19 protein-coding genes and 2 tRNA genes are annotated in these 24,024 nt (G+C 70.2%); 12 read left to right on the plus strand and 9 right to left on the minus strand.

From position 1 onward, the window contains the following. Positions 1–11: 11 nt before the first annotated feature. From U9J66_RS17300 to U9J66_RS17315, 4 genes are all read right to left on the minus strand, one after another. Complete coding sequence (locus U9J66_RS17300) at positions 12–1,535, minus strand: flavin-containing monooxygenase (RefSeq protein WP_326338157.1); 1,524 nt, start codon at positions 1,533–1,535, stop codon at positions 12–14. Between the two features lie 274 nt (positions 1,536–1,809). Beyond that, positions 1,810–2,724 carry an AurF N-oxygenase family protein gene (locus U9J66_RS17305; protein WP_161111388.1) on the minus strand — a complete coding sequence of 305 codons (915 nt, stop codon included), beginning with the start codon at positions 2,722–2,724 and terminating at the stop codon, positions 1,810–1,812. Between the two features lie 13 nt (positions 2,725–2,737). Beyond that, a complete protein-coding gene (locus U9J66_RS17310) occupies positions 2,738–3,592 on the minus strand; it encodes an SDR family NAD(P)-dependent oxidoreductase (protein ID WP_014909706.1) in 855 nt (284 codons plus the stop codon). A 208-nt stretch (positions 3,593–3,800) separates the two neighbouring features. Beyond that, a complete protein-coding gene (locus U9J66_RS17315; RefSeq protein ID WP_326338158.1) occupies positions 3,801–4,712 on the minus strand; it encodes an AurF N-oxygenase family protein in 912 nt (303 codons plus the stop codon). A 177-nt stretch (positions 4,713–4,889) separates the two neighbouring features. Between U9J66_RS17315 and U9J66_RS17320 the strand changes: the two genes are divergently transcribed. After that, entirely contained in the window at positions 4,890–5,669 is a 780-nt protein-coding gene (locus U9J66_RS17320; protein ID WP_326338159.1) for a MerR family transcriptional regulator, read from the plus strand. A 46-nt stretch (positions 5,670–5,715) separates the two neighbouring features. On the opposite strand, the gene U9J66_RS17325 is transcribed toward U9J66_RS17320, so the two are convergent. After that, positions 5,716–7,575 (minus strand): GMC family oxidoreductase, encoded by a 1,860-nt coding sequence (locus U9J66_RS17325; RefSeq protein WP_326338160.1) that lies wholly within the window; start codon positions 7,573–7,575, stop codon positions 5,716–5,718. Between the two features lie 219 nt (positions 7,576–7,794). On the opposite strand from U9J66_RS17325, the gene U9J66_RS17330 reads away from it, so the two are divergent. After that, positions 7,795–8,442 carry a DUF6230 family protein gene (locus U9J66_RS17330; RefSeq protein WP_014908940.1) on the plus strand — a complete coding sequence of 216 codons (648 nt, stop codon included), beginning with the start codon at positions 7,795–7,797 and terminating at the stop codon, positions 8,440–8,442. A gap of 4 nt (positions 8,443–8,446) precedes the next feature. Beyond that, positions 8,447–9,847 carry a DUF6114 domain-containing protein gene (locus U9J66_RS17335; protein ID WP_326338161.1) on the plus strand — a complete coding sequence of 467 codons (1,401 nt, stop codon included), beginning with the start codon at positions 8,447–8,449 and terminating at the stop codon, positions 9,845–9,847. 75 nt (positions 9,848–9,922) lie between these two features. Here U9J66_RS17335 and U9J66_RS17340 read toward each other — a convergent pair whose 3' ends face one another. Next, positions 9,923–11,761: a UvrD-helicase domain-containing protein gene (locus tag U9J66_RS17340; protein WP_026125182.1), complete on the minus strand. Its 1,839-nt coding sequence runs from the start codon at positions 11,759–11,761 to the stop codon at positions 9,923–9,925. A gap of 736 nt (positions 11,762–12,497) precedes the next feature. On the opposite strand from U9J66_RS17340, the gene U9J66_RS17345 reads away from it, so the two are divergent. The 3 genes from U9J66_RS17345 to U9J66_RS17355 all read left to right on the plus strand — a co-directional run bounded on the left by U9J66_RS17345 (position 12,498) and on the right by U9J66_RS17355 (position 15,321). Then, the gene (locus U9J66_RS17345) at positions 12,498–13,118 is read left to right on the plus strand and encodes a DUF1707 SHOCT-like domain-containing protein (protein ID WP_326338162.1); all 621 of its coding nucleotides are present in this window, start codon (positions 12,498–12,500) and stop codon (positions 13,116–13,118) included. Positions 13,119–13,206: 88 nt separating this feature from the next. Beyond that, positions 13,207–13,818 carry a SanA/YdcF family protein gene (locus U9J66_RS17350; protein WP_187294599.1) on the plus strand — a complete coding sequence of 204 codons (612 nt, stop codon included), beginning with the start codon at positions 13,207–13,209 and terminating at the stop codon, positions 13,816–13,818. A 66-nt stretch (positions 13,819–13,884) separates the two neighbouring features. Further along, positions 13,885–15,321 (plus strand): hypothetical protein, encoded by a 1,437-nt coding sequence (locus U9J66_RS17355; protein WP_326338163.1) that lies wholly within the window; start codon positions 13,885–13,887, stop codon positions 15,319–15,321. 54 nt (positions 15,322–15,375) lie between these two features. On the opposite strand, the gene U9J66_RS17360 is transcribed toward U9J66_RS17355, so the two are convergent. Beyond that, positions 15,376–16,119, minus strand: coding sequence for a SanA/YdcF family protein (locus tag U9J66_RS17360; protein ID WP_017535579.1), 744 nt, complete (start codon positions 16,117–16,119; stop codon positions 15,376–15,378). A gap of 110 nt (positions 16,120–16,229) precedes the next feature. On the opposite strand from U9J66_RS17360, the gene U9J66_RS17365 reads away from it, so the two are divergent. Beyond that, entirely contained in the window at positions 16,230–17,792 is a 1,563-nt protein-coding gene (locus U9J66_RS17365) for a DUF885 family protein (RefSeq protein ID WP_326338164.1), read from the plus strand. A gap of 41 nt (positions 17,793–17,833) precedes the next feature. On the opposite strand, the gene U9J66_RS17370 is transcribed toward U9J66_RS17365, so the two are convergent. Then, positions 17,834–18,811, minus strand: a complete 978-nt coding sequence (locus U9J66_RS17370) for an N-acetylmuramic acid 6-phosphate etherase (protein WP_161111395.1) — start codon at positions 18,809–18,811, stop codon at positions 17,834–17,836. 77 nt (positions 18,812–18,888) lie between these two features. Then, complete coding sequence (locus tag U9J66_RS17375) at positions 18,889–19,881, minus strand: MurR/RpiR family transcriptional regulator (protein WP_026125183.1); 993 nt, start codon at positions 19,879–19,881, stop codon at positions 18,889–18,891. A 211-nt stretch (positions 19,882–20,092) separates the two neighbouring features. On the opposite strand from U9J66_RS17375, the gene U9J66_RS17380 reads away from it, so the two are divergent. The 5 genes from U9J66_RS17380 to U9J66_RS17400 all read left to right on the plus strand — a co-directional run bounded on the left by U9J66_RS17380 (position 20,093) and on the right by U9J66_RS17400 (position 23,561). After that, complete coding sequence (locus tag U9J66_RS17380) at positions 20,093–21,877, plus strand: AfsR/SARP family transcriptional regulator (protein WP_017535582.1); 1,785 nt, start codon at positions 20,093–20,095, stop codon at positions 21,875–21,877. A gap of 178 nt (positions 21,878–22,055) precedes the next feature. After that, positions 22,056–22,241 (plus strand): hypothetical protein, encoded by a 186-nt coding sequence (locus tag U9J66_RS17385; protein WP_026125184.1) that lies wholly within the window; start codon positions 22,056–22,058, stop codon positions 22,239–22,241. Between the two features lie 123 nt (positions 22,242–22,364). Continuing rightward, positions 22,365–22,438: transfer RNA gene (locus tag U9J66_RS17390), tRNA-Lys, on the plus strand. Positions 22,439–22,645: 207 nt separating this feature from the next. Beyond that, positions 22,646–22,722, plus strand: a tRNA-Lys gene (locus tag U9J66_RS17395). A gap of 278 nt (positions 22,723–23,000) precedes the next feature. Continuing rightward, positions 23,001–23,561 carry a septum formation family protein gene (locus U9J66_RS17400; protein ID WP_017535583.1) on the plus strand — a complete coding sequence of 187 codons (561 nt, stop codon included), beginning with the start codon at positions 23,001–23,003 and terminating at the stop codon, positions 23,559–23,561. Positions 23,562–24,024 lie beyond the last annotated feature (463 nt).

Here is a 24,024-nt window from a genome sequence, read left to right on the forward strand (position 1 = left end):
TTCCTCCTTCGTCAGACCGCGGACCGGGCCGCGGCCTCGTCCCTCCTCGCCGAACGGATACGGCGCAGGTCGTAGTTGTGCGGGTCGAACCAGCGGGTGCGCAGCGCGTAGTTCCAGGTGAAGGTGGGCCACAGCGTGGTGTTGCGGCCCTCCTCGTTCAGGTACCAGCTGTCACAGCCGCCGGTCACCCAGACGGTGCCCCGCATCGACCTGTGCACCATCTCGTTGTAGGCGCGCTGGGCCTCGGCCCGGGGCTCCAGACGGTCCACACGGTTGCGGCAGGCGTACTTGAGCGCCTCCATCGTGTACCGGATCTGGGCCTCGATCATGAAGACCTGCGACGTGTGCCCCAGCCCGGTGTTGGGCCCGGCGAGGACGAACGCGTTCGGGAAACCGTTGACGGTGGTGCCGCGGAAGGCCTGGACGTCGGTGCCCCAGTGCTCGGCGAGGGAGCGGCCGCGTGCGTCGTGGATGCGGTGGGCGATGGGCGGGTCGGTGACCTGGAAGCCGGTTCCGAGGATGATCGTGTCGACCTCGTGCTCGGTCTCGGCCCCGGACGCGTCCCGGGTGACCACGGAGTTCGGCCGGATCTCGACGATCCCGTCGGTGACCACGTCGACGTTGGGTCGGGCGAGGGCGGGGTAGTAGTCGTTGGACATCAGGATGCGCTTGCACCCGGCGCGGAAGGTCGGGGTGAGCTTGCGTCGCAGTTCGGGGTCCTTGACCGAACGGTCGATGTTGGCCCGGCCCAGGCGTTCCACGATGCCCAACAGCCGGGGGTTCTTCGCGAAACCGAGGATGTAGGTCTCGCGACCCCAGTAGATGCTCTTGCGGGCGACCTGCTGGGCTCCGGGGATGTTCCGGTAGAGCCAGCTCTCCAGGCGGGTGATGTCGCGGTCGTGCCGGAACATCACCCACGGGGCGGTGCGCTGGAACAGGCTCAACCGGCCGACCTTCGGCTGGATCCTGGGCACGAACTGGATGGCGGAGGCGCCGGTGCCGATCACGGCCACCTTCCGCCCGGTCAGGTCGTGGTCGTGGTCCCACTCGGCGGAGTGGAAGAGGCGCCCCTCGAAGGTGTCGATGCCCTTGATATCGGGCAGTACGGGGTCGGCGAGGGGGCCCGCGCCGCTGATCAGGAACTGCGCGGTGACGGTGCCGCTCGCGGTCTCGATCCGCCAGCGGTTGTCCGCGGGCTCCCAGCGGGCGGCCTTGACGTCGCTGCCGTACCGGACGTGGCGGTGGATCCCGTGTTCTCCGGCGACCCGTCGCATGTAGTCCCGGATCTCGGGCTGGGGGGAGAAGGTCCGGCTCCAGCCCGGGTTGAGGGCGAAGGAGAAGGAGTACAGGTGGGAGGGCACGTCGCAGGCGGCTCCCGGATAGGAGTTGTCCCGCCAGGTGCCGCCGATGTCGTCGGCCCGTTCCAGGACGACGAAGTCGTCGAGCCCGGCCTGCCTGAGACGGACCGCCATGCCGATCCCGGCGAAACCGGTGCCGATGACGGCGACCCGGTAGTGCGGTACTGCTTCGGTCACGTCGCTCTTCCCTTCGTACGTCCGGCCGACGGTCCGCTCCGGCCGCCCGGTGAGGATGACCCTCGAAGGCGGGGCGCGTTCCGCCTTCGAGGGGAGGGGTGCCGGGCCCCGGGAGCGTGGCGCGTTCGCTCCCGGAACCCGACGTCTGGGACCGCCGTCGGAAGACGTGGCGCGTTTCGTCTTCCGACGGCGGCGTTCGGGAGAGGGACGTCCGGTCCCTCGGCGGTGGTCGGAGCGGCCCCGGAGAAGGCGGGGCCGTGTTCGTTCCCGGAGGTCAGCGGCCGAGGAGGCCGGCCTTCCTCCAGAAGTAGCGTCCCAGCCCGGTGATGGCGCCCGCGGTGTCGAGGGTGCCGACGACCTTGCGGGCCGCCCAGGTCTTGGTCTCGATCCAGTGGGGGTTGCGGCGGGCGACCCGGTAGGCCTCCTTGGGGTCGAGTCCGACCTGCGCGTAGACCTTCGGGTTGATGAGCCGGGTGGCGGAGTAGTAGGTGACCAGCCCCAGGACGATCCGGCTGTAGGCCCTGTTGAGGGCTCCCCGCTCCACCCAGTCGCGCTGGAACTCCTCACGGGCGTAGCGCATGTGCCGGGCCTCCTCGGTCACGTGGATCCGGGCGACCGAGCGTACGAGGGGCAGGATCTGCTCGTCCGGGACGGCCTCGCGCTGGAGCTGGTCCAGCACCTCCTCGACGAACAGGGCGCCCGCGAAGATCAGAGGTCCGTGGGCGATCGCCTTGAAGACCCGTCCCAGGTGGTAGGCGACCGGGTCGAGCCGGTGCGCCTCCCAGCCGAGCTTCTTCACCATCTTGGCGAACATGACGGTGTGGCGGCACTCGTCGGCGACCTCGGTGTAGGCGTACTGGACGTGGAGGCTGGTGGGGTCGTTGTGGTAGGCGTGCCTGACCAGCATCTGCATGAGGATGGTCTCGAACCAGATGCCGATGGTGGCGACGCTGGCGACCTCCAGGCGGGACAGCTCCTTGCGCTGTTCCTCGGTGAGCCGGTCCCACAGGTGGGTGCCGTAGAGGGAGATCCGCTCGGGACGGATGGCCCACATGTCGGGGTCGACGGGGGCGTCCCAGTCGATCTCCACGAGCGGGTCGTAGGAGGCCTTGGCCGATCCGCGCAGGAGACGCTTGGCGATGTCCTCGCGGTCGGTGAGCTTGGGTTTGGCGACGACTTCGGCGGTCATCCGACTGTCTCCTTCAGGAACGGGTGGTCTGTGCGTGCGGGGTGCCGTACCGCGCGTGGAGGCCGCGGGCGATCTCGGCGTCGGCGAAGGCGCCGTCGGTGAGCAGCAGGCCGAGTTGGAGGGCCACGATCTGCTCGGTGGTGCCCGGGAAGTGCCGGGTCAGATGGAGGGCCGCGGTGCCCAGGGCGGTCGAGGCGATGTCGCGGGGAGGGTGTTTGGCTCCGGCGGCCCGGACCACGGCCATGACGGTGTCGCGCTCGGTCTCGGCGGGGACGAGCCCGTCGAGGGAGGCGCCGGTGGCCCGGGAGCTCTCGTGGATGGGCGTGTCGACGAAGCCCGGATAGATCGTGGTGACACCGACGTGGGTGCCGTACTCGGCGCGAAGGCAGTCGGCGTAGGCGGAGACGGCGCGTTTGGAGACCGTGTAGGCGCCGGCCAGGGGCAGTTGGAGTCCGGCCAGGAGGGAGGCGGTGACGATCACCCGACCGCGGCTGCGGACCAGGTGGGGCATGGCGGCCGCGGTGACCCTCCAGGTTCCGAGGAGGTTGACCTCCAGGGCCTGGTGCGCGTGGGAGTCGGGCATGTGCCCGATATCGACGGAGGGGCCGATCCCGGCGTAGTGGACGAGCAGGTCCAGGTCGCCGTCGAGGCGGTCGACGGCCTCGGCCACCCCTTCCTCGACCTGTCGGTCGTCGGTGATGTCGCAGGCGATCACACCGGGGGAGGGTTTGCGGTCGAGCCCGACGACGTTGACGCCGATGTGGCGAAGGACCGCCACGGTGGCGCTGCCGAACGCTCCGGAGGCGCCGGTGACGATGGCGTTCTGGCCCGGGAGACGGCGCAGGTGGCGCGGCAAGGGGGTCGTCATGTGATCTCCTCCACAGTCATTGCCGGAACGTTACAACGAGCATTGTCACAATGCAATGGGGTGTGACGCGGAATTTACTCGCGAGTAGGTCGAGGTGTCGGGAAGGTGTCCGAGGCGCCGTGTTCTCGGCCTTTTCGGACATCACGAAGGGCCCGGCGGCCGGTGGGGGCGCCGGGTCCGGTGGTGAGAGAGGGGCCCGTGGGTCGGGTCAGCGACCCAGGAGGCCGGCCCTCCTCCAGAAATGACGGCCGATCCCCGAGATCGCCCCGGCGGTGTCGAGCGTCGACACGACCTTGCGGGACAGCTCCGTCTTGCTGTCGATGAAACGCGGGTTACGGCGGGCGACCCGACGGGCCTCCCGGGGATCGAGACCGACCCGCGCGTAGACCTTCGGGTGGACGAGGCGGGTGGCGGAGAAGTAGGCCACCACGCCGAGGACCAGGCGGCTGTAGGCCCTGTTCACCGGGCCCCTCCGGCGCCAGTCCCGGTGGAACTCCTCGCGGGCGTACCGGATGTGCCGGGCCTCCTCGATCACGTGGATGCGCGAGGTGGAACGCACGACCGGCTCGATGCTCTCGTCGTTCATCATCTCCCGCTGAAGCCGATCCAGGATCTCCTCGACGAACAGGGCTCCGCCGAAGATCAGCGGCCCGTGGGCGAGCGCCTTGAAGACCCGCCCCAACGCGTGCGCGAGCGGGTCGATCCGGTAGGCCCGGGATCCGAGCCGCTCGATGGCCTTGGCGAACATGATGGTGTGGCGGCACTCGTCCGCGATCTCGGTGTAGGCGTACTGGACGTGGAGGCTGGTGGGGTCGTTGTGGTAGGCGTGCCTGACCAGCATCTGCATGAGGATGGTCTCGAACCAGATGCCCGTCGCCATGGTGGAGGCGACCTCCAGGCGGGACAGCTCCTTGCGCTGTTCCTCGGTGAGCCGGTCCCACAGGTGGGTGCCGTAGAGGGATACGCGCTCGGGGCGCATGCCCCAGAGGCCCTTCAATGGCGCGTCCCAGTCGATCTGGACCAGGGGGTCGTAGGAGGCCTTGGCCGATCCGCGCAGGAGACGCTTGGCGATGTCCTCGCGGTCGGTGGGCTCGACCTCAGGGGTTCGGGCTGCGGACATGGATCCCTCCCGAGGGGGTGTTCCGTGTCGGAGGCGCGCCGAACGAGGGGTTCGTCTGATGTGACCCTGTTCACTCCGTTTGGTTAAAACGTTACAATCTTCATTGACAACGTTCAATGGCGGGAAAGGATCGGAACACCGATGAGTACGGCTCTCACGGATCTCTAGGCTGGTCCCATGGCCGAATACCGTATTGACGAACTGGCCCGGCTCGCCGAGACGACGGTGCGCAACGTCCGGGTCTACCAGGACAGAGGGCTGCTCGCCCCACCCCGACGCCAAGGCCGTGTCGGAATCTACTCCGAGGCGCACCTGGCGCGCCTGCGGTTGATCGGCCAACTCCTCCGTCGCGGCTACACCTTCGCCAACATCGGAGAGATGTTCCAGGTATGGGAACGCGGCGGCGACCTGTCCGAGATCCTCGGCTTCGAGTCCGCCATCGGCGACGCCTGGAGCGACGAGATCGCCGACTACGTCGGGATCGGCGAACTGCGGGAGATCTTCGGTAAGGAGGTGACCCCGCGGACGATAAAGCGCGCCCTCGACCTGCGCCTGCTCGAACGCGACGGTCTGCGTTTCCGGATCCCCAGCCCGCGCCTGTTCCACGCCGGCGTCGAACTGGTCCGCCTGGGCATGAGCGTCTCCTCGGTGCTCGACATCGCGGAGAACCTGAGGGAGCGCATCGGCGACGTCTCCGAGCACATGGTGCGGCTGGTCTCGGACCACATCATCCACGAGTACGCGCCGGGGACCGTCGTCCAGAGCGAGGACGTCGCCCAGATCGCCGAACTGGTCCGACGCGTGCGCCCCCTGGCGCAGCAGGCGGTCGACGCGGTCCTGGCCCAGGAGATGGCCCACCACCTCGCCAACGCCATGGGCGACCACTTCGCCGAGGCCATGGAGCACCTCGGAACGAGGGAGACTGACGGGGACGAGGGACCCGCGGGCCCCGCCTGACCGGGAGGGCCCGAACGCCGCGAGCGACGTCCGGGCCCCGGAGGCCTCACACCGAAGGACGGTCCTCGACCCGCACGGGGGACCCGCCCGTCTCGGAGGAGCGCTTCGTGACCACCGAGATCGGAAGCGACCCGGTGTGCCGTAGTTCGGCGAAGGAGCCGGCCGGTACGGCGGGAGCGTGGGGGAAGACCGGGTCGACCCTGCGGTACGCCTCGCCCTGGGGCGGTCGGGCGTCCTTCTCGCCCTTGTTCGGCCACAACGACATCGCCCGTTCGGCCTGCGCGGTGATCGTCAACGACGGGTTCACCCCCAGGTTGGCGGTGACCGCCGAACCGTCCACCACGTGCAGCCCCGGGTATCCGTACAGCCGGTGGTAGGGGTCGATCACCCCGGTGTCCGGGCCGTCCCCGATCGGGCAGCCGCCCAGGAAGTGCGCGGTCATCGGGATGTTGAACGGGTCCCCGATGGTGCCGCCGGGGTAGCCGTCGATCCGCTCGGCCAGCCGCGTGGCGGCCTCCTGGCCGGCGGGGATCCAGGTCGGGTTGGGCTTCCCGTGGCCCTGGCGCGAGGTGAGTCGTTTCCGGCCGCCGAACGGTCCGCGCTTGACCGAGGTGGTCAACGAGTTGTCCAACGACTGCATCACCAGACCGATGATGATCCGCTCCGACCAGCGTCGGTTGGAGAGGCTGCGGGCGAACACGTACGGGTTGCGCGCGATCAGCCCCAGGTAGCGGAGCCAGCGCGGGATCCTCCCGCCGCCCGGGACCTGGATGGTGGTGAGCAGCCCCATCGCGTTGGAGCCCTTGCCGTAGCGCACCGGTTCGATGTGGGTGTTCTCGTCGGGGTGGATGGAGGAGGTGATGGCGACGCCGTGGGTGAGGTCCTCGGGCGGCGGCACCTGCTTGCTCATGGCCCCCACCAGCGCCTCGGAGTTGGTGCGGGTGAGGGTGCCCAACCTGGAGGACAGGCGCGGCAGCAGACCGTCGTCGCGCATCCGGTGCAGGAGGTCCTGCGTGTTGTAGGTGCCCGCGGCCACCACCACCTGACGGGCGGTGAACGTGCGGGCGTTCTCCCTCCGTCGCGGGGCGTCGGTGCGGAGGGTGTCGACGGCGAAACCGCCGCCCTCGGCGTCGGGGCGGACCCGGAGCCGTTCCACCGTGGTCAGGGGGTGGATCTCGGCGCCCCCGCGTTCGGCGAAGTACAGGTAGTTCTCGGTGAGGGTGTTCTTGGCGCCGTGCCGGCAGCCGGTCATGCACTCACCGCATTCGGTGCAGGCCCTGCGCTCGGGGCCCGCGCCGCCGAAGTAGGGGTCCCCCACGGACTCGCCGGGGGCGGCCTTGTTCCCCTCCCCGTCCCGTCCGTCGCCGAAGCACACGCCCACCGGGGTCAGCCGGAAGGTGTCACCGACGCCCATGTCCTCGGCGACCGCCTTCAGATGGACGTCGGAGGGGGTCATCGTGGGGTTGGTGCGCACGCCGAGCATGCGACGGGCCTGGTCGTAGAAGGGGGCCAGCTCCGTCTTCCAGTCGGTGATGTGCCGCCACTGGGGGTCTTCGAAGAAGGGGTCCATCGGGTGGTACAGGGTGTTCGCGTAGTTGAGCGAACCACCTCCCACCCCGGCCCCGGCCAGGATCATCACGTCGCGCAGCAGGTGGATGCGCTGGATCCCGTACATGCCGGCCTTCGGGGCCCAGAGGAAGTTCCTCAGGTCCCAGGAGGACGAGGGCAGGGTCTCGGGGGTGAAACGGCGTCCGGCCTCCAGGACACCGACGCGGTATCCCTTCTCGGTGAGGCGGAGCGCGCTCACCGATCCGCCGAACCCCGACCCGATCACGACGACGTCGTAGTCGAAGTCGTCGTCCGATGCGTATCGATCGGCGGGGGCCTCTGTGCTCTGAGGGGGCATGGAACTCGGCCTCTCTCCAGGTCGGAAGCGGTTGCCCGTAATGCGCCGGATACGAGTCCGCAACGATGAACTAGTCATCTGGAAATGTGACAACCAATATTGTAATGTTCGTCACTACCGCCGAGTAGGTGTGTTCCATATAACACACGTGGCGCGCGTCGGCGCAAGTCTCCTTCCCCCTCGTCGCCCCCAGGGGTGACGGAACCTCTGGAGGTACAGATGCCCAAGGCCCCGGAAGAGGTGCCGGAGGCGCCTCAAGACGCGTCCGGAACGAACGAAGGCCGAGGCGGTACCCGTTGGCGCAGGTTCGCCCTGGTCGCGGTCCCCGGTCTGGTGGCGGCGGCGGTGCTCGGCGGCATGACCACGCAGGGGTTGCTGGCCGCCTCCTTCGCGGTCTCCGGCGACAGCTTCAAGATGTCCGCCGACCGACTCTCCGGCACCGGGTTCAGCCAGTACGGGGACGTCGCCTCCTCGGTCGACGGCTCCGCCCGGCCGGTGGGGCTCTCCACCGTCGACTCCGCCGAACTCGAGAACCTGTGCATGTCCTCTCTGTGGGACCTGCCCATCGGGGAGGCGACCCTGGTCATCACCGCCGGTGCCGACACCCCGGTGGAGGGCACCTCGATGGTCATCGACATCGAACAGCTCCAGGGCAACGCCGAGTTCGGCGCCATCGAGATCGGCCGTGACGCCAGCACACTGGACAAGGCCGACGGAGGTCAGGGACCGGCCGGGGGCTTCGGACTCCAGGCCGACACCATCACCGTCTCCGAGATGGAGATGACCTCTTGGGCGGTCAGTTCCGGCTCCCTGCGGCTGAGCGGGCTCGGACTGGCGATCCGCCCCGGCAACCACGAGTGCTTCTGATCCCATGGCCCAAGCGATGACCCTCTTCCGGGCGGGGCGGGAGCGGTTCCGCGACTGGCGGCGCACACGGCCGTTCTGGGGCGGACTCCTCCTCGTCGTGGCCGGAATCGAGCTGCTGGTCGCCCCCGCCGCCCAGAGTCTGATCCTGCCGATCGACCTGATCGTCTACGCCGGTGTCGCCGGAGTCTCCGGCACCCTCATCGGCTTCCTGCTGATCGCGCTCGGTGTGCTGAGCTGGCTGCAACCGGCCCAGAACGTCTTCTTCGGCCTGGTCGGGGTCATGCTCTCCCTGGCCTCCTTCGTCACCTCCAACTTCGGCGGCTTCGTCATCGGCATGCTGGTCGGCATCGTCGGCGGGGCGCTCGTGTTCGCCTGGGGGCCCAAGGCCCTCGACCAGCGCCGAGCACGCCGCGCGAGGAAGGGGGAGACCTCGGAACGGCCCGAAGAGGAGGACGAGGACACATGGGACGTCGAGGACACCGGCGCCGACGTCCCCGAACCCGCGGAGGGGACCCCCGATACCCCTGCCTCCGAGCCTTCGGTCGACGGTCCGGGGCGGGGAACCCGCCCCCTGGCCGCGCTGGCGCTTCCCCTGGCCGTCGCGGTCGCCCTCACCGCCGCCCCCACGTCCTCACCGGGCTGGCCCTGGGACTGGCTGTTCCCCGGGGACGGAGACGAGAGTTCGGAGGAGGAGCCGGAGCGGGAACCCTCTCCCGAACCCTCCGACGGGGCCTCCGTGCCTCCCGAACGACCCGACCCCGGAGAGGGCGACGGTGACGAGGAGGAAGAGGAGGAGAAGGAGGACGACGGGCGCGAGGAGGACGAGGAGACCGACGAGGAGGAAGAGGACGCGGCTCCGGAGGACTGTGACCTGCGGGTCGGGGATTCCGCCGTCGTCGAGGACGAGGACGACTTCCTCGAAGCGGTCATGGCCTGTCGGGCCGCGGAGGAGGCGGGGGACTACCCCGAGGTCATGGTCGACTCCGACTACGACTGTTTCCGAGGGTCGGTCCGTGACTCCGGGCTGACCGCCGACAGCCTCGCCATGTTCGGTGCCCGCTACGAGGGAGTGGTCGAATGCCCCACCGCCGACGGGCCGCGCCGCTACATCCGGATCACGATGAGCAGCACCGACCTCGAAGGCGGCGAGCTGTGGTTCGACGACGCCGGAAGTCGCAGGTCGTTGGGGTTGCCCACGATGAACCTCGACGGCGACGTCGAACTGCACGTCACGAGCATGCACGTCCGCATTCTGGGGATCCCGCTGACCTTCACCCCGGACTTCCCGCCGCCCCTGCTGTTGCCGATCATGTACGTCACCGACGTCGACGTCGGTGACCCGATGGCCTCGACCGATCTCATGACCATCCCGGGTCTGGACGGTCGGTACGGCGGAGGAACCTGACAGGACGGGAGAGGGGGCACCGCGTCGCGCGGTGCCCCCGTCCGTCGGAACGCCCCGGGGACGTTCTCGGAACGATCAGATCTCGTCGCCGGTGATCAACCTGCTGGGGCGGCCCACGTGGGACACGTACAGAGCGTCCCGGGCACGGGTGCAGGCCACGAACAGCAGTGTCCGCTCCTGCTGGACGACGTGCTCCAACGCGACGGGGTCGCCCTCGGCCGCCTCGATGGCCGCCTTGGGAGGCAAGAGGTGATCACTGACCCCGACCAGGGCCACGCATCGGAACTCCTGCCCCTTCATCCGGTGCATCGTGCCGACCCGGACCGCCTCCGACCGTCCGGCGCCCTCCAGAGGCGAGGTGGGAACGCCCCTGGCCTCCAACTCCTTGGCGACCTCGCGCGCCACCCAGTGATTGCGTCCGGCCACCGCGATCTCTCCGGGCAGTACCCCGGCCGCCAGCCACACCTCGACCCACTCGCCCAGGGCACGGAGCTCCTCGGCCCGGTTGTCGCAGCCCCGCACCACGGGCTCGGGGCCGTGCAGTGAGGAGCGGAGCCCGGCGAGGGTGTCGGCGTTGTCGTCCATTCCCAGAGCCGCCCGCCGCCCCAGGATCGGAAGGCTCCAATCCAGGATCTCCTGCGTCACCCGGTAACCGACCCGGAGCCGGTGACCGCGTCCGCGCACATTGATACCGAGCGAGGCCAACGAGACCCGGTTGTCGGAGACCCGCTGGTTCGGGTCGCCCACGATGAACAGATCGTCCGGCCCCTCGGGGACGGCCGCGCGCAGCATCCGCCACTGGGCCGGGTGCAGGTCCTGGGACTCGTCGACCACCACGTGGCGGTACAACGGGCCGGAACGTTCGAGCAACCGCGCGGCCTCGGCGGCCAGCTGCGGGTAGGCCCACAGGCCCTCCACCCGCATCGCCCCCACATAGCGTCGGATCGTCTCCCAGACCTGACGCCGGTGTTCGGGGGCCAGGTGCTGGATACGACCGCTGCGTTCACAACGGATGTAGTCGACCGGCGACTCCAATCCCTTGGCCAGCACGACCTGTTCCCACTCGTCCACGAGGAACCGGCCGGAGAAGGGCAGACCGTCGGCCAGGGCGACCGCGCGCCAACGCTGCGCGAGCTCGTCGCCGTCGATCATCCGGGGCGCCATGCCGCTGTGCGACTGGACGACGGAACGGGCCAGTCCGTCGATGGTGACGACCCGCACCCGGGCGCGGGCTCCGGGAGAGGTCAGGAGCCGGTCGAGCCGGTCGGAGAGGGTCTGGGCCAGAGCCCGGTTGTAGGTGGTGAGCAGGACCGACTCCCGGTTCCGTTCGGGGTGGGCCTCGGCGTCCATCTCGGCCAGGTACGCGGCTCGATAGAGGGCCAGTACGGTCTTGCCGGTCCCGGGCCCGCCCGTGACCTGGACGGAGCCCTTGAACTCCCCCTCGGCCAGACGGTGCTGGTCGGGGTGGAGGGTGATCCGCCACTGGTCGAAGGGGGCGGTGAGGGCGCCGGAGAGCTCGGGAGGGCCGGAGGGGGCCAGGTCGGCCGGGCCGACGCCGGCCGCGGAGGGCGGGTTCGTCAGGGCCTCCGGACGCAGGTCGCGGGCGTAGCGGAGGGCTTCGTCGCGCGGGCGCACGGTGAGGAGTCGATAGTCCGGCCCCTCCTCTTCGGCGTCCTCCCGTTCGTGGAGGTCCGCCTCCTGTTCGGAGCGGGGGTCGGGAACGATGACGCCGGACCAGTCGGGGGCGATGTCGACGACCCTGACACGAGGGTCGGCGGCGCCCGCGACCGATTCCAGGTCGGGGTGCTCGCCGGCCTGGTAGGCGCGCATCACGTCCAGCGTGCCGAGCTGGACGTCCGGCGTGAGACGGGCGAAATCGCTGAGAAACGTCGGGGCGATCGCAAGGGCGGACACGTCGTGGTTTCCTCCGGTCTTCGACCTGATGATGGCTCTGTCGGACGGTCGGATCGGACGGGTGTCGTGCGAGGGGAGATCGCTCGGGCGACCGTTCGCTTTCACTGTGAACATGCTCGCCGGGGAATTTGGGCAAACGCCCTTATCCGGGCGATCACGGGCAGGTTCCGGGAACCCTTGGAGTGCAGTGTTTTCGCAGATCAAAGGATGTTTTACGGAGAGGTGTTCGAAGATTTGCGATGAGGCTTCGAAGGGTCTTCGGAGGCGGCTCGTCGACCTGCGTCTTTGTGGGGGGCTTCTTGGTCCGAAACATGGTTAATGTGCCGTCCGAAATCTGGTTCTCCAGGGCGTGAAGGGCCGCCCTCGAGTGGTCTTCACAGTGGGATGAGGGGTGGTGGTCGGCTCGGAGGCCTCGACCGAAACCCGGTGCGGGTGACGTCGAGGTTCCGGCCTCCCGGAAGGTCGCTCTCTGGCCGGATGAGGACACGCTCTGTGCAGACGGCGCACGGTGCGAGATCGTTGATCCACCCGGGGAGGGGATCTCCTGTGGTCGAGGACTCTGCCGGGGCCCGTCCTGCCTCGGCAGCGTCCTCGACCACTCCAGGGAAGCGACGCTCCGTCCCGCCCCCTCCGAAGCGGGGCGGGGCGGTGCCCCGGTGAGAGGCTCGCCGCTCCGTTCGTTCCTCATGCTCTACCGTGGGTCTGACAAAACGGGTGGAAGGAACGGTGCGCGCACGTGGCCCCCAACGACATGAGCAGGATGCGGATCTCGGACGCGGAACGCGACCAGGTCGCCGAGATCCTGAGGGAGGCGGCCGGCGAAGGGCGTCTGGACCTCGACGAACTGGACGAACGGCTCAACGCCGTCTACGCGGCCAAGACCTACGCCGACCTCGAACCCATCGTGGCCGACCTCCCCACCGGGGCCACGGGACCGATCGTGGGGACCTCCCCGGCGGTGCCCACCCACGGGGCCGTGGTCGGCGGCGGACCGCCCCTGGTGCTCCAGGCCAAGGGCCAGCCGATGGTCCGTAAAGGCGAATGGACCGTGCCGCACCGTATCGAGGTGGACGGCCGCTTCGGTTCCATCCGCCTCGACTTCCGAGAGGCCCTCATCTCCACCCCCGTGGTGGAGGTCCACCTGGACGCCTCCTGGGGCGGGGCCGACCTGATCCTTCCCGAGACCGCCACCGCCGAGGTCGACGTCGACTCCTCATGGTTCGGCAGTCTGCGTTCGGACGTGGACTCCATCCGTCGGGCCGGCGTCACCCACTTCGTCATCACCGGGGCCTGCCAGGGCGGAAGCCTTCGAGTGCGCCACAAGAGCGCCAAGGGCTGGGGCGGCCTCTTCGGCTGACGCCTCCTCGCGGGGTCCCCGCGCCGGCCTCCGTACGCCATGATGGTGGGATCCACGGCACGGGAGGACGGCAGGGTTGCTCACCACGATGACGATCACCGGCGTGGGAGTGTGCGCCCTGGCGCTGGCCCCCCTCGCCTGGACCCGCCTGGCCGCCGCGGGCCGCCGTTCCGACGTCGAACGCGTGGCGCACCGTCCCGTCGCCGTCGTCCTGGGCGCCGCGGCCTGGCCCGAAGGGCCCTCGCCCCTGCTCGCCCGGCGGCTCGACCTGGCCGTGGCCCTCATGGAACGGGGGCGCGTCGACCGGATCCTGGTCTCGGGCGACAACCGCGAGGTCTCCAACCGGGAGACCGACACCATGACCCGGTACCTCGTCGAACGCGGAGTCCCCGCGGACCGCGTCGAGGCGGACCCCTGGGGATACCGGACCTGGGACACCTGCACCAGAGTGGGACGCTGGTACGGAGTGGACGCGGCCGTCATGGTCACCCAGTCGTTCCACCTGCCGAGGACCATCGCCCTGGCCCGCGCCGCCGGAATCGACGCCCTGGGGGTCGGGGACTCGAGCATGGGCGCCCGCCGACGCTCCACCCTCATCGGCTATCTGCGCGAGATCCCCGCGGCGGCCAAGGCCCTGCGCGACGCCCTGACCCGACCGGACCCCCTGCGGAGCGGACGCCCCGACCCCACCGACATCTGATCGGTCCGCCGTGTGAACCCCGCCCCTTCGATACGCGCACCCCTCCCGAGCCGGGATAATCGGCGTATGAACGCGACCACGGGAAACGAAGAACACGACCACACCGCCGAGGTCGACTGGGCCTCCCTCGCGCCCGAGGGCGGAGAACGCATCCCCGAGCTGCTCGAAACGGCCGCGACCAGCGATGGCGCGCTGTCCGACCTCCACGACATCATCCGCTTCCCCGCCCCCGGCCACCGTGCCGCGCCCAAGGTCGTCGACCGCCTCGTCGACCTCGCGGTCTCCCCGGAGACCTCCGACATGGACCGGTGGCGTCCCCTCAGCCTCCTGCTGGAACTGGTCGCAGCGCACCCGGAGGACCGTCTTCCCCGGACCACCGACCTCGCGCAGTGGCGTGACGAGGTGGCCTGGGCCTCCTCCAACGACCTGGAGAAGGTGCGCGCCCAGTACCGGACCTGGAGCGAGGAGGCACCCGACGAACAGCACCACCACCGCATGCGCAACCGTCTCGCGGTGCTGGAGGCCGACGACGGCGTCGCCCTCCTCCAGGCCGAACTGGACACCTACGAGGCCGTGCTCGCCCGTGTCCCCGACCTGGTCGCCCTCCTGCACGACGACAGGAACCGCAGCGGGATGGACCGGGCGGGGGAGTGGGTGAGCTACCTGCTCGCCTTCCTGCCCACCGAGTCCGAGCGCATCGTCTCCGAGATCACCTCGGCCTCCCAGGTCCTGCTCGCCAAGGACCTGCGCCCCACCCCGGGCGCCTCAGCGACCTCGGTGAGCGAGGCCATCAGGCAGGCCGCGCTCGGCAGCGGCGGAGAGCCCCTGCCCGCCGAACTGTTCGCCCTCGGTCTGCTCGGCGACCCCACCGACGTCGACCTCACCGTGGGCCTGACCCATCAGATGGCCGGCGGGAACCTCTACAACTCCTTCGCCGCCTCCGTCGCCCTGGTCCTCATCCACGGAGAGAACACCCCGCGCGAGGGGCTGCGCCGGATCGGGCGGGGCGGCGGCACCTCCATGGGCTACGAGGGCCTCTTCAACGAGTCCTGGCCGCACTGCGGTAACCGTTCGCCCCAGGTCCTGGGCCTCCTGGCGCTGGGGAGGGCCGGAGACCGCTCCCGCCGCCTGCGTCTCGACATCCTGCCCGACCTGCTCAAGAGCGACGAGGAGTCCCGCGCCCTGGTCGCCGGGGTCGGCCTCGAACTGGTCCTCGGCCCCCGCTCCAAGGAGCGCACGCTCGAAGAGCACACCCGCGCCGACTACGACGAGGAGACCCTCAAGGTCCTGTGGGCCATCGGAGAACTCCCCGACGACGCCTGGGAGGACGAGGAGTTCACCGCGACCCTGGCGGCCTGGGCGTTCCCCGAGAACGCCGAGGAGTACCGCGCCCTGGTCGGCGTGGAGCCCGACGACGAGCCCGAGCCCGAGGCCCCTCAGAGCCCCGCGCAGGCCGCGCCCGCCCCCGGTGGACTGTTCGGAAGGCTCTTCGGCGGACGCTAGAAGGTGGTGCCCGGTCGGGTGTCCGTAGCGGCCTCGGCCGGGACGGGCACCCGATCAGCCGCGGTCCGCCCCCTCGGCCTCGTCGGCTTCGGCGAGGGCCTCGTCCACACCGGGCTCGTAGTCGCCCAGGAACCGCGGATCGGGGCGGAAGAGGATCTTGCCCAGCGCCGAGACCGCCGCCGGGACCTCGCGCGCCCACCCGTACACCGTGGCCGTCGTGCGCTCGCGCATGCTGTCGTCGCCCACCCCGACGGCGTCGATCCCCGCGGCCCGGCACAGTCGCACACTCCGTGACAGGTGGAACTCCTGGGTCAGCACGACGGCCTCCTCCACCCCGAACACCTCACGGGCCCGTACACACGAGTCCCACGTGTTGAACCCGGCGTGATCTCCCACGATCCGCTCCGGCGGGACCCCCGCGGCGATCAGGTGGTCGCGCATGGTGTCGGTCTCGTTGTAATGCTCCTCGCCGTTGTCCCCGGTGACCAGGACCGCCCGGATCCGCCCCGCCTCGTACAACTCGACCGCCAGTTCCAGCCGCTGGGCCAGCAGATGACTGGGCAGACCGTCGGGGCGCACCCCGGCGCCCAGCACCACGCCGACCGGGCGTTCGGGCACGTCGTCGACCGTGTACCGGTACTCCGCGGTGGCGGCCGTCTGCCACAGGAACGGCGCGCACCCCAGAAGGACCAGGACCGAGACCGACCAGAGCAGGATCCGGTGGCGCGGCGTGGGCCCTCTTCCGCTCCGGGAGGCCTCGTCGTCGGGATCGGGAGAGGAGGGTTCGGAGGTCTTCACACCAGGGGAGACGCGTGGGGCGGCGCCGGGGTTCCCGATCGGGCCGGGGCGGGCGGCCGGGCCCCGATAAGGGTTTTCCCTCCGGGAAAGGCCCGGGTTAGGGTCACCGCATGTCCGAACGAATCCATCCGGAACTCCCCTCGAGGTTGAGGGCCATCGCGGAACTGCTTCCCGACGCCATGCGCGGGCACGCGGGGCTGCACGAGTACGACGGCACGGCCGCGGACCTGTCCCCCGAAGGTGTCCGCGCCCATCTGGAACGTCTGGGCGGCGACCCCCTCGAGGACCCGCGCGACGAGGCCCACCTGACCGCCTTCGAGAACGGTCTCCGCTACGAACTGGGGGAACTCCAGTCACATCGGGACAACCCGCTCGTCCACATTGGTGGGATGGACCTGTCCGACTACGAACGCGAGTACGCCCCGGCAGCCGAGAGGGACGCGGCGCGGATCGCCCACCTGCGCCTATGGCCCCGTCTGGTCGATCACGCGATCGCCTCCCTGGACCGCGTCGGCGCTCCGACCGCGAAGTCCCTGCTCGGAGCGGCCCGGGGGCTCTCCGGCTCCCTGCCCGACGAGATGCCCGAGGACGTGCGCCGTGACGCCCTCGCCGCCCACGCGCGCCTGGTGGCACACCTGGAGCACGCCGCGGAGCACGGCCCGGAGGACGTCTCCCTGGGCGGCGAGGCCCTCGCCCGCCTGATGGGGACGCCCGAGGCGATGGAGGTCGACCTGACCGACCTCGCCGCGCGCGCCGACGCCGAACGCGACCGTCTGCGCGCCCTCTTGGCCGAGGCCACCGGCCGCCTGGCACCCGGTCGGGAGCCGCTGGAGGTCGCCCGCGAGCTGACCCGGGATCACCCCGACACCGAGGGTGTCCTGGAATCCGCGCGACGCTGGACCGAACTCTGCCTGGAGTTCACCGCCGAACGCGGGTTGGCGCCCTACAGCGACGGCGAGTGCCGGGTGGACGTGCCCCCGCCGGCCCAGCGCTGGGCGACCGCGATGATGGCCTGGTCCGGGCCGTGGGAGAGGGACACCCCCTCCTTCTACTACGTGAACCCGCCGGACCCGGAGTGGTCCGAGCAGGAGGCCGACGAGTGGCTGGAGATGTTCAGCCACACCACGCTGCCCGCCGTGAGCGTGCACGAGGTGGCCCCCGGCCACTACTCGCACGGACGGGCCCTGCGTCGACTCCAGAGCCCGGTCCGACGGGCCCTGCCCTCCATGTCGTTCGTCGAAGGATGGGCGCACTATGTGGAGGAGGTGTGCGTCGAAGAGGGGTTCGGCGAGTACGCCGCCGAGCGTCTGGGCGACCCCGACTGGACCGCCGACCACTTCGAGATCGGTGTGTGGTTGGAGGCGCTCATCCGGGTCACCCGTCTGGCGGTCGCCATCGGCGTGCACTCCGGCTCGATGACGGTGGAGGAGGCCACCGCGCGTTTCGTCGAGGACACGCCCCTCCAGGGACCGGCCGCGCTGGCCGAGGCCCAGAGGGCCACCTTCGACCCCACCTACGGTCGCTACACCTGGGGCAAGCTGGAGATCCTGGCGCTGCGCGAACGGGCCCGGGAACGGTGGGGGAGCGGATTCTCCCTCCAGCGGTTCCACCGTGAGCTCTTGGCGCTGGGCGCGCCTCCGCTCGGTCTGATCGACGCGATCCTGGACGACTGACCCGACCGGGCCCGCGTGCCGTGAGCACGCGGGCCCGACGGTCAGATACCGAGTTCGCCCAAGGCCACCCGGACCCGTCCACGTGCCACGTCCAGGGCGGACGTCGCCCGTTCGGCGTCGACCCCGGCCAGCAACGACACCAGGGCCACCCGGGTGTCGCCCTCGGCCGCGTTCAACGCCTCGGCGCAGGCCTCCTCGGACAGGCCGGTGGCCTCGACCAGGATCGTCACCACGCGTCCTCGCAGCTTGCCGTTGGTGGCGTCCACCCCGACCATCAGGTTGGAGTAGGTCCGACCCATCCGCACCATCACGGCGGTGGAGAAGGAGTTCAGCAACAGTTTCTGCGCCGTGCCGGCCTTCATCCGGGTCGATCCCGCGATCACCTCGGCGCCCGTGGAGACACCCACGTGCACGTCGGCGGAGGAGGCCAGTGGCGCGTCCGGGTTGGCGCTGATCAGCACGGTCGCGCACGACCTCTCCCGCGCCGCCTCCAGAGCGCCCCCCACGTACGGGGTGCGGCCGCTGGCGGCCAGACCGACCACCAGGGAGCCCTCCGGCACCTCGGCCGCGTCGGCCCGCCCCGCCTCCCGGCTGTCCTCGACCCCCTCCAGGGCCTTGGTCAGGGCGTCGCCGCCGCCCGCGTGGTGGGCCACGACCCACTCGGGAGGGACCCCGTAGGTGGGCGGCAGCTCCGCGGCGTCCTGGGCCGCGATCCGCCCCGAGGTGCCGGCCCCGAAGTAGTGGATGGCGGCGCCCGACTCCAGCGCCTTCACCCCCAGCTCCACGGCCTCGGCCAGTTCGGGCAGGACCGCGCCCACGGCCGCCGCGACCGTGGTGTCCTCGGCGTTGATCTGTCGCAGGATCTCCAGAGCCGAGAGCAGGTCGATGTCGTAGGTGCCCGAGTTCCGGGCCTCCGTGGGAGACCGCACGATCACGGCCTCGTCTCCTCCCGGTCCGGTCCGGTCCGGTCGCTGTCCGTCACTACCGCCGCGCACTGGGGTCTCCTGTTCGGTCCGCACCCGGGCTCGTCCTTCCATCCGGTGGCGTCGGCCCCGGGCCCGGAGGGGTTCCGGGAGAGGCCGACGCGGGTCGAGGGTCAGTCGTCGTTGCCGGTGGGGTTCTCGGTCTTCTTATCGGGGGTCTCGTTCCGGCGACGTCTGCGGTCCTCGTGCATTCTCAGGCCGCGCACCGCCTCGTACGTGGTCTCCAGGGCCGTGCGACTGTCCGTGTAGCGGATCTGGGCCAGACCCACGAACAGGCAGTCCACCACCGTCAACTGGGCCAGCCGGGAGGCGGTGGCGCCCGAGCGGAACATGGTCTCGCGCGCCGCCGTGGTCAGGACGTGGTCGGCGAAGCCGATGGGGGAGCGGGGGAAGTTGGTGATCGCGACGGTCCGGGCGCCCCTGCGTCCGGCCTCGGTGAGCGCCTGGACGGTATCGATGGTGGTGCCGCTGTGCGAGATGCCGATCGCCACGTCGCTCTCCTCCAGGAGCGCGGCACTGGTCAACATCACGTGCGCGTCCGACCAGGCGAACGACGTCAGACCGATCCGGTGCAGCTTCTGCTGGAGGTCGGCCCCCACGAACGCGCTGGCGCCCACGCCGTACACGTCGATGCGTCGGGCGTTGGCCAGCGCGTCGATGACCGTGCGCAGGACCTCCACGTCCAGGGCGGCCCCGGTCTCCTCCACGGCGCGGGCGTCGGTGTAGGCGATCTTCTGGACGACGGTGACCAGGGTGTCGTCGGGGTTGATGTCGCCGGCGAGCTCGGGGATGTTGGTCCGGGCGCCCCGGGCCTGCCCGGCCTCGGTGGCCAGGGCCAGCCGCAGTTCGCGGTATCCGCTGAAGTCGATGGTGCGGCAGAAGCGGATGACGGTGGCCTCGGAGGTGGCGCAGTCCTTGGCGAGTTGGGTGATGGAGGAAGCGGCCGCGCGTTCGGGGTCGTCGATGACCCGCTGGGCCACCCGCTGTTCCGCGGGGGCGAGCGAGGGGAGCAGCGACCGGATCCTCAGCACCGTGGTCGGGGCCGGTGGCGCGGGGGCCTCCCCCCGGCTCGGTCGTTCGCCCATCGGTTTCGGGATTTGCGCCATGGATGAAAGTTTCTTTCGGTCAAGGGTCAGAGTCAACGCGCTGACGGGAAAAACCGGGAGATTCAAGGATTTCAAGGGACGGTCCGTGCGGCAAGTATCCCCGTTCTGATTGCGGAATCCCAGTTCAGGCGGGACGCTTGGGGTCCAGGTGACGCGCCCTGCCGCACAGGGTCGCGTTCCCACCGCATCGGGGTCAGGGGAGGAGAACGCGGTGTCGCTGTTCGGCCCGGCGGGGACACGGGGCGAGGTGGCCGACAACGGATCCCCCGAACCCGCCCGCGAGGGCCTCTACGTCCGGTTGCTCGGGCGGTTCGGTCTGCATGTCGACGGTGCCCCTCTGAGCCTGCGCGGAGAACGTCGTCGAGCGCTGCTCGCGACCCTGCTGCTCAACGCGGGCAGGACCGTCTCCACGGCCTCTCTCATCGCCCGTGTCTGGCACGAACCGGGGCCCGCAGCCAGGGGAGCGCTCCAGGTGCACGTCGCCCGGGTACGGGCCCTGCTCGCCCAGACCCTGGGACACCCCCTGATCCACAGTTCCGACGGCGGCTATCGGATCGAGCTCGACGACCATCGCAGTGACCTGCTGACGTTGAGGTCCCTGGTGCGGGAGGCCGATCTCGCGGCGGACCGGGGGGACACCGACGCCCACGCCGACCTGCTCGGCGAGGCCCTGTCACTGTGGCGCGGCCCTGTGCTGGCCGACATCGACTCGCCCCTGCTGAGGGAACACGACGTGCCGCCGCTCCACGAGGAGCTGCTGCGCGTGGCGGAGACCGGCTTCGGCGCGGCCCTGGCACGTGGTGAGCACGAGAGGGTCGCCACCCGTATCGCCTCCATCACCGCCGACCACCCCCAGCGTGAACCCCTCGTCCGGGTCCAGATGATCGCCCTCTACCGCTGCGGGCGTCGGAGCGAGGCCCTGCGCGTCTACTCGCGCACCCGCGCGGCTCTGGCCCAGGCGCTCGGCGTCGATCCGGGGCGGGAACTCCAGGACACCTTCCACGGCGTCCTGAGGGGGGATCTGGACGATCGGCCCGAGCACGGGCCCCTCCCCGCCGGGGCTCTGCGGGGCGGGGACGGCGTCCCACGATCAGTGGTGCCCCGCCAGCGCTCCCACCGCGACGTCCACGCCCGCACGGTCCGAGGAGGGGGCAGGGGGAGGCGGGGCCTCGTGCCCGCGGAACTCCCGGCCGCCCCTCGCGGCCTCATCGGACGCGCCGACGCCCTGGCCGAGCTCGATCGTCTCGTCGACCCCTGTTCGACCACCCCCGGGAGCGTCCTGGTCCGCGGCCCGGCGGGGGCGGGAGGCAGCGCTCTCGCGCTCTACTGGGCGTATTCGGTGACCTCTCACTTTCCCGACGGCCAGCTCTACGTCAACCTGCGCGACGCGGACGGCGAGCCACGCGAACCGGGGGAGGTGGTGCGACGCCTGGTCCGCTCGCTGTCGGTGGGGGCGGTGGGCACCGGTCCCTCGGACATCGGGGCCGACGAGCCGGAGGAGGCGGCGGCCCGTCTGCGTTCCCTGCTGGCCGGGCGGCGGGTGCTCGTGGTCCTGGACAACGCCGCGACCGCCCGCCAGGTGCGGCCACTCCTGCCGGGCGGACCCGGCAGCGCGGCGGTGGTGACCAGCCGCAACTGGCTCACGGACCTGCTGGTCAGGGACGGGCTCCGAGCGCTCCCCGTGGGAGCTCTGGAGACGGAGGACGCCGTGGCGTTGCTGCGCTCGCTCCTGGGAACGGACCGGCACCGAGGGGAGACGCTGCGTCGGGTCGCGGAGCTGGCCGGACGGCTGCCGCTGTCGCTGAGGATGGCCGTGGCCTGGTTGGACGCCCACCCGGAGCGGGACGCCGAGGAACTGGTGCGATTGGTGGAACGGGTGGACCCGGCGCGCGGGGTCTCTCCCACGGCCAGGATGGCCGCGGTCCTGCGCGCCGGGCCCCTGGGCTCGGGCACGGCCGCGGGGAAGTACCGGTCGGGCGCCGAGCACCCGACCTGAGTGTGCGGCACGGGCCTTACGTTCGGTTTTCAGTCGCGGGGCGTCGGGTGCGGGGGAGGACCGAAGGTCATCCGAAAGGCGGGCCCGGGTATGTGTTCCGTCAACGAACGGTTGTGAGATCGACCGGATCTTCGGTGAGGGGTGCTCAGTGGTCCCATGAGTCGCTAGTGTCAACCCCATGACGCAGAACAACGATCCCAGCATGGACCCGGCGGGTACCACACAGCACTTCCGCCGTTTCGTCGACGAGAACCCCGAGCCCGAGGAGGCCCCGCGCCGCCCCATCCTGCCGTTGGTGCTGGCGGGTGTGGGTGTGCTTCTGGCCATCGCGATCATCGTCGCCCTGGTCCTGGCGTTCTCCTGACGGACGCCACCCCGTGACGGGGCCGACCCAGGCCGGCCCCGCGAACGGTTCGCGACCACTCCGCGGCCCTGCTAGAGTTAACTCCGTTGCCGCAGAGAGCCGGAAGGCCTCGGCGGGGAACAGGCGTCATTAGCTCAGTTGGTCAGAGCAGCTGACTCTTAATCAGCGGGTCCGGGGTTCGAGTCCCTGATGACGCACCGGAGCCGAAGGGCCCGGACGACGGTACTTCCGTCGTCCGGGCCCTTCGTCGTCCCACGGGTTCGGGCATGTGACGTGGTCGAACACCTCGCGTGGTCTGGAGCACAACATCGGAGGAAGGGGGGCGAACGGCGCGAGCCGCTCGGAAGTTCCTGTAGAGTTGAGTTCGTTGCCGCGGAGAGCCGGAAGGTCTCGGCGGGAAGCGGGCGCCATTAGCTCAGTTGGTCAGAGCAGCTGACTCTTAATCAGCGGGTCCGGGGTTCGAGTCCCTGATGGCGCACCACATGATCCCGGTCGGAGGGCGAAGCCCACCGGCCGGGATTCTTCGTGTTCAGGGGGGCTGTCGGGAGACTGTCGGGGGGCCGTCGGTCGGTTCTGTCCTTACCCTCCTCTAAAGTTCTTTTCGGTTCTTCGCACATGTCCCGATCGTTACGCCACATGGGGTTTCGTCCCGTGGCCCCTCCGTGACCAGGCTGAATCGGATTGACAGTCAGGGCTTGTGTGGTGAATTGTCTTCCTGCCATCCCCCTCTCACATCCCTTGACCCGACCGGAGCCATCAATGCCCGCTCTCTCCCCTGCCCTCCGTAACATCTCCCTCACCGTGGGTGCCGTCGCGGCCGCCTTCGCCCTGTCCTCCTGCGGGATCGCGCAGTCCATCATTCAAGAGGCGGCCGGTGGCGCCGACGGCGGTTCCGGTGGCACCACCGGGACCGACTCCGGCGCCGGCAGCGTCGGCTCCAACGAGAACAACGTGATGGAGCTCACCGTCGGTGACTGCTTCAACGAGTCCGAGATGAACTCGGCCCTCATGGGCTCCGAGGTCCAGGGCGTCCCCGTGGTCGACTGCTCGGAGCCGCACGACTCCGAGTTCTTCTACAGCGAGATCCTCCCGGAGGGCGACTTCCCCGGCACGGAGTCGGTCAACGCCTCCGCCGAGGAGGCCTGCTACGGCCAGCCCTTCATGGACTTCGTCGGCGTCGACTACGCGGTCTCCGAGATCTACGCCTCGTACCTGACCCCGATCGAGGCGGGCTGGGAGGCCGGCGACCGCGAGATCCTCTGCTACGTCATGCTCCCGGACGAGACCACGACCGGCACCCTCGAAGGCGCCGGCCGCTAGCTCGTATCCCGGACACGGAGAGAATTCGTGTTCGGGCGGAACCGTTCTCGCTTCGGACGCGTCTGCTCCTGATGTACCGGTCGTCCAGCCTCGGCCGGTCCCGTTACGAGCGAACCGATGGAGTGAGCATGCCGTCCGCGACACGTCGTCCCCAGCGCGATCACCTCGTCCCGGGTACGGCGGTGGGCACGGCGCTCACCCTCTCGGAACGCGGACTTCCGTCGCCCCCTCCCTCCTCCCACGATGACGCGGAGCCCGTCCCTGCCCCGGAGACCGCCATCGTCGAGACGGAGGAGCCGGAGACCTTCGAGAACGAGAAGCCGTTCGCCATCGAGACGCCCCTGACCCTCGGCGAAGAGGACCAGGACGCCCTGACCCTCGAGGCGGACGTCGACCACACGGTGGCCCGTGCCGATTCGGCGCGGGCCACCGCTCCGTTCCCCGGAGCCCGGACGGTCGGAAC

Source organism: Nocardiopsis sp. LDBS1602, from assembly GCF_035818715.1.
Classification (GTDB): Bacteria; Actinomycetota; Actinomycetes; order Streptosporangiales; family Streptosporangiaceae; genus Nocardiopsis; species Nocardiopsis alba.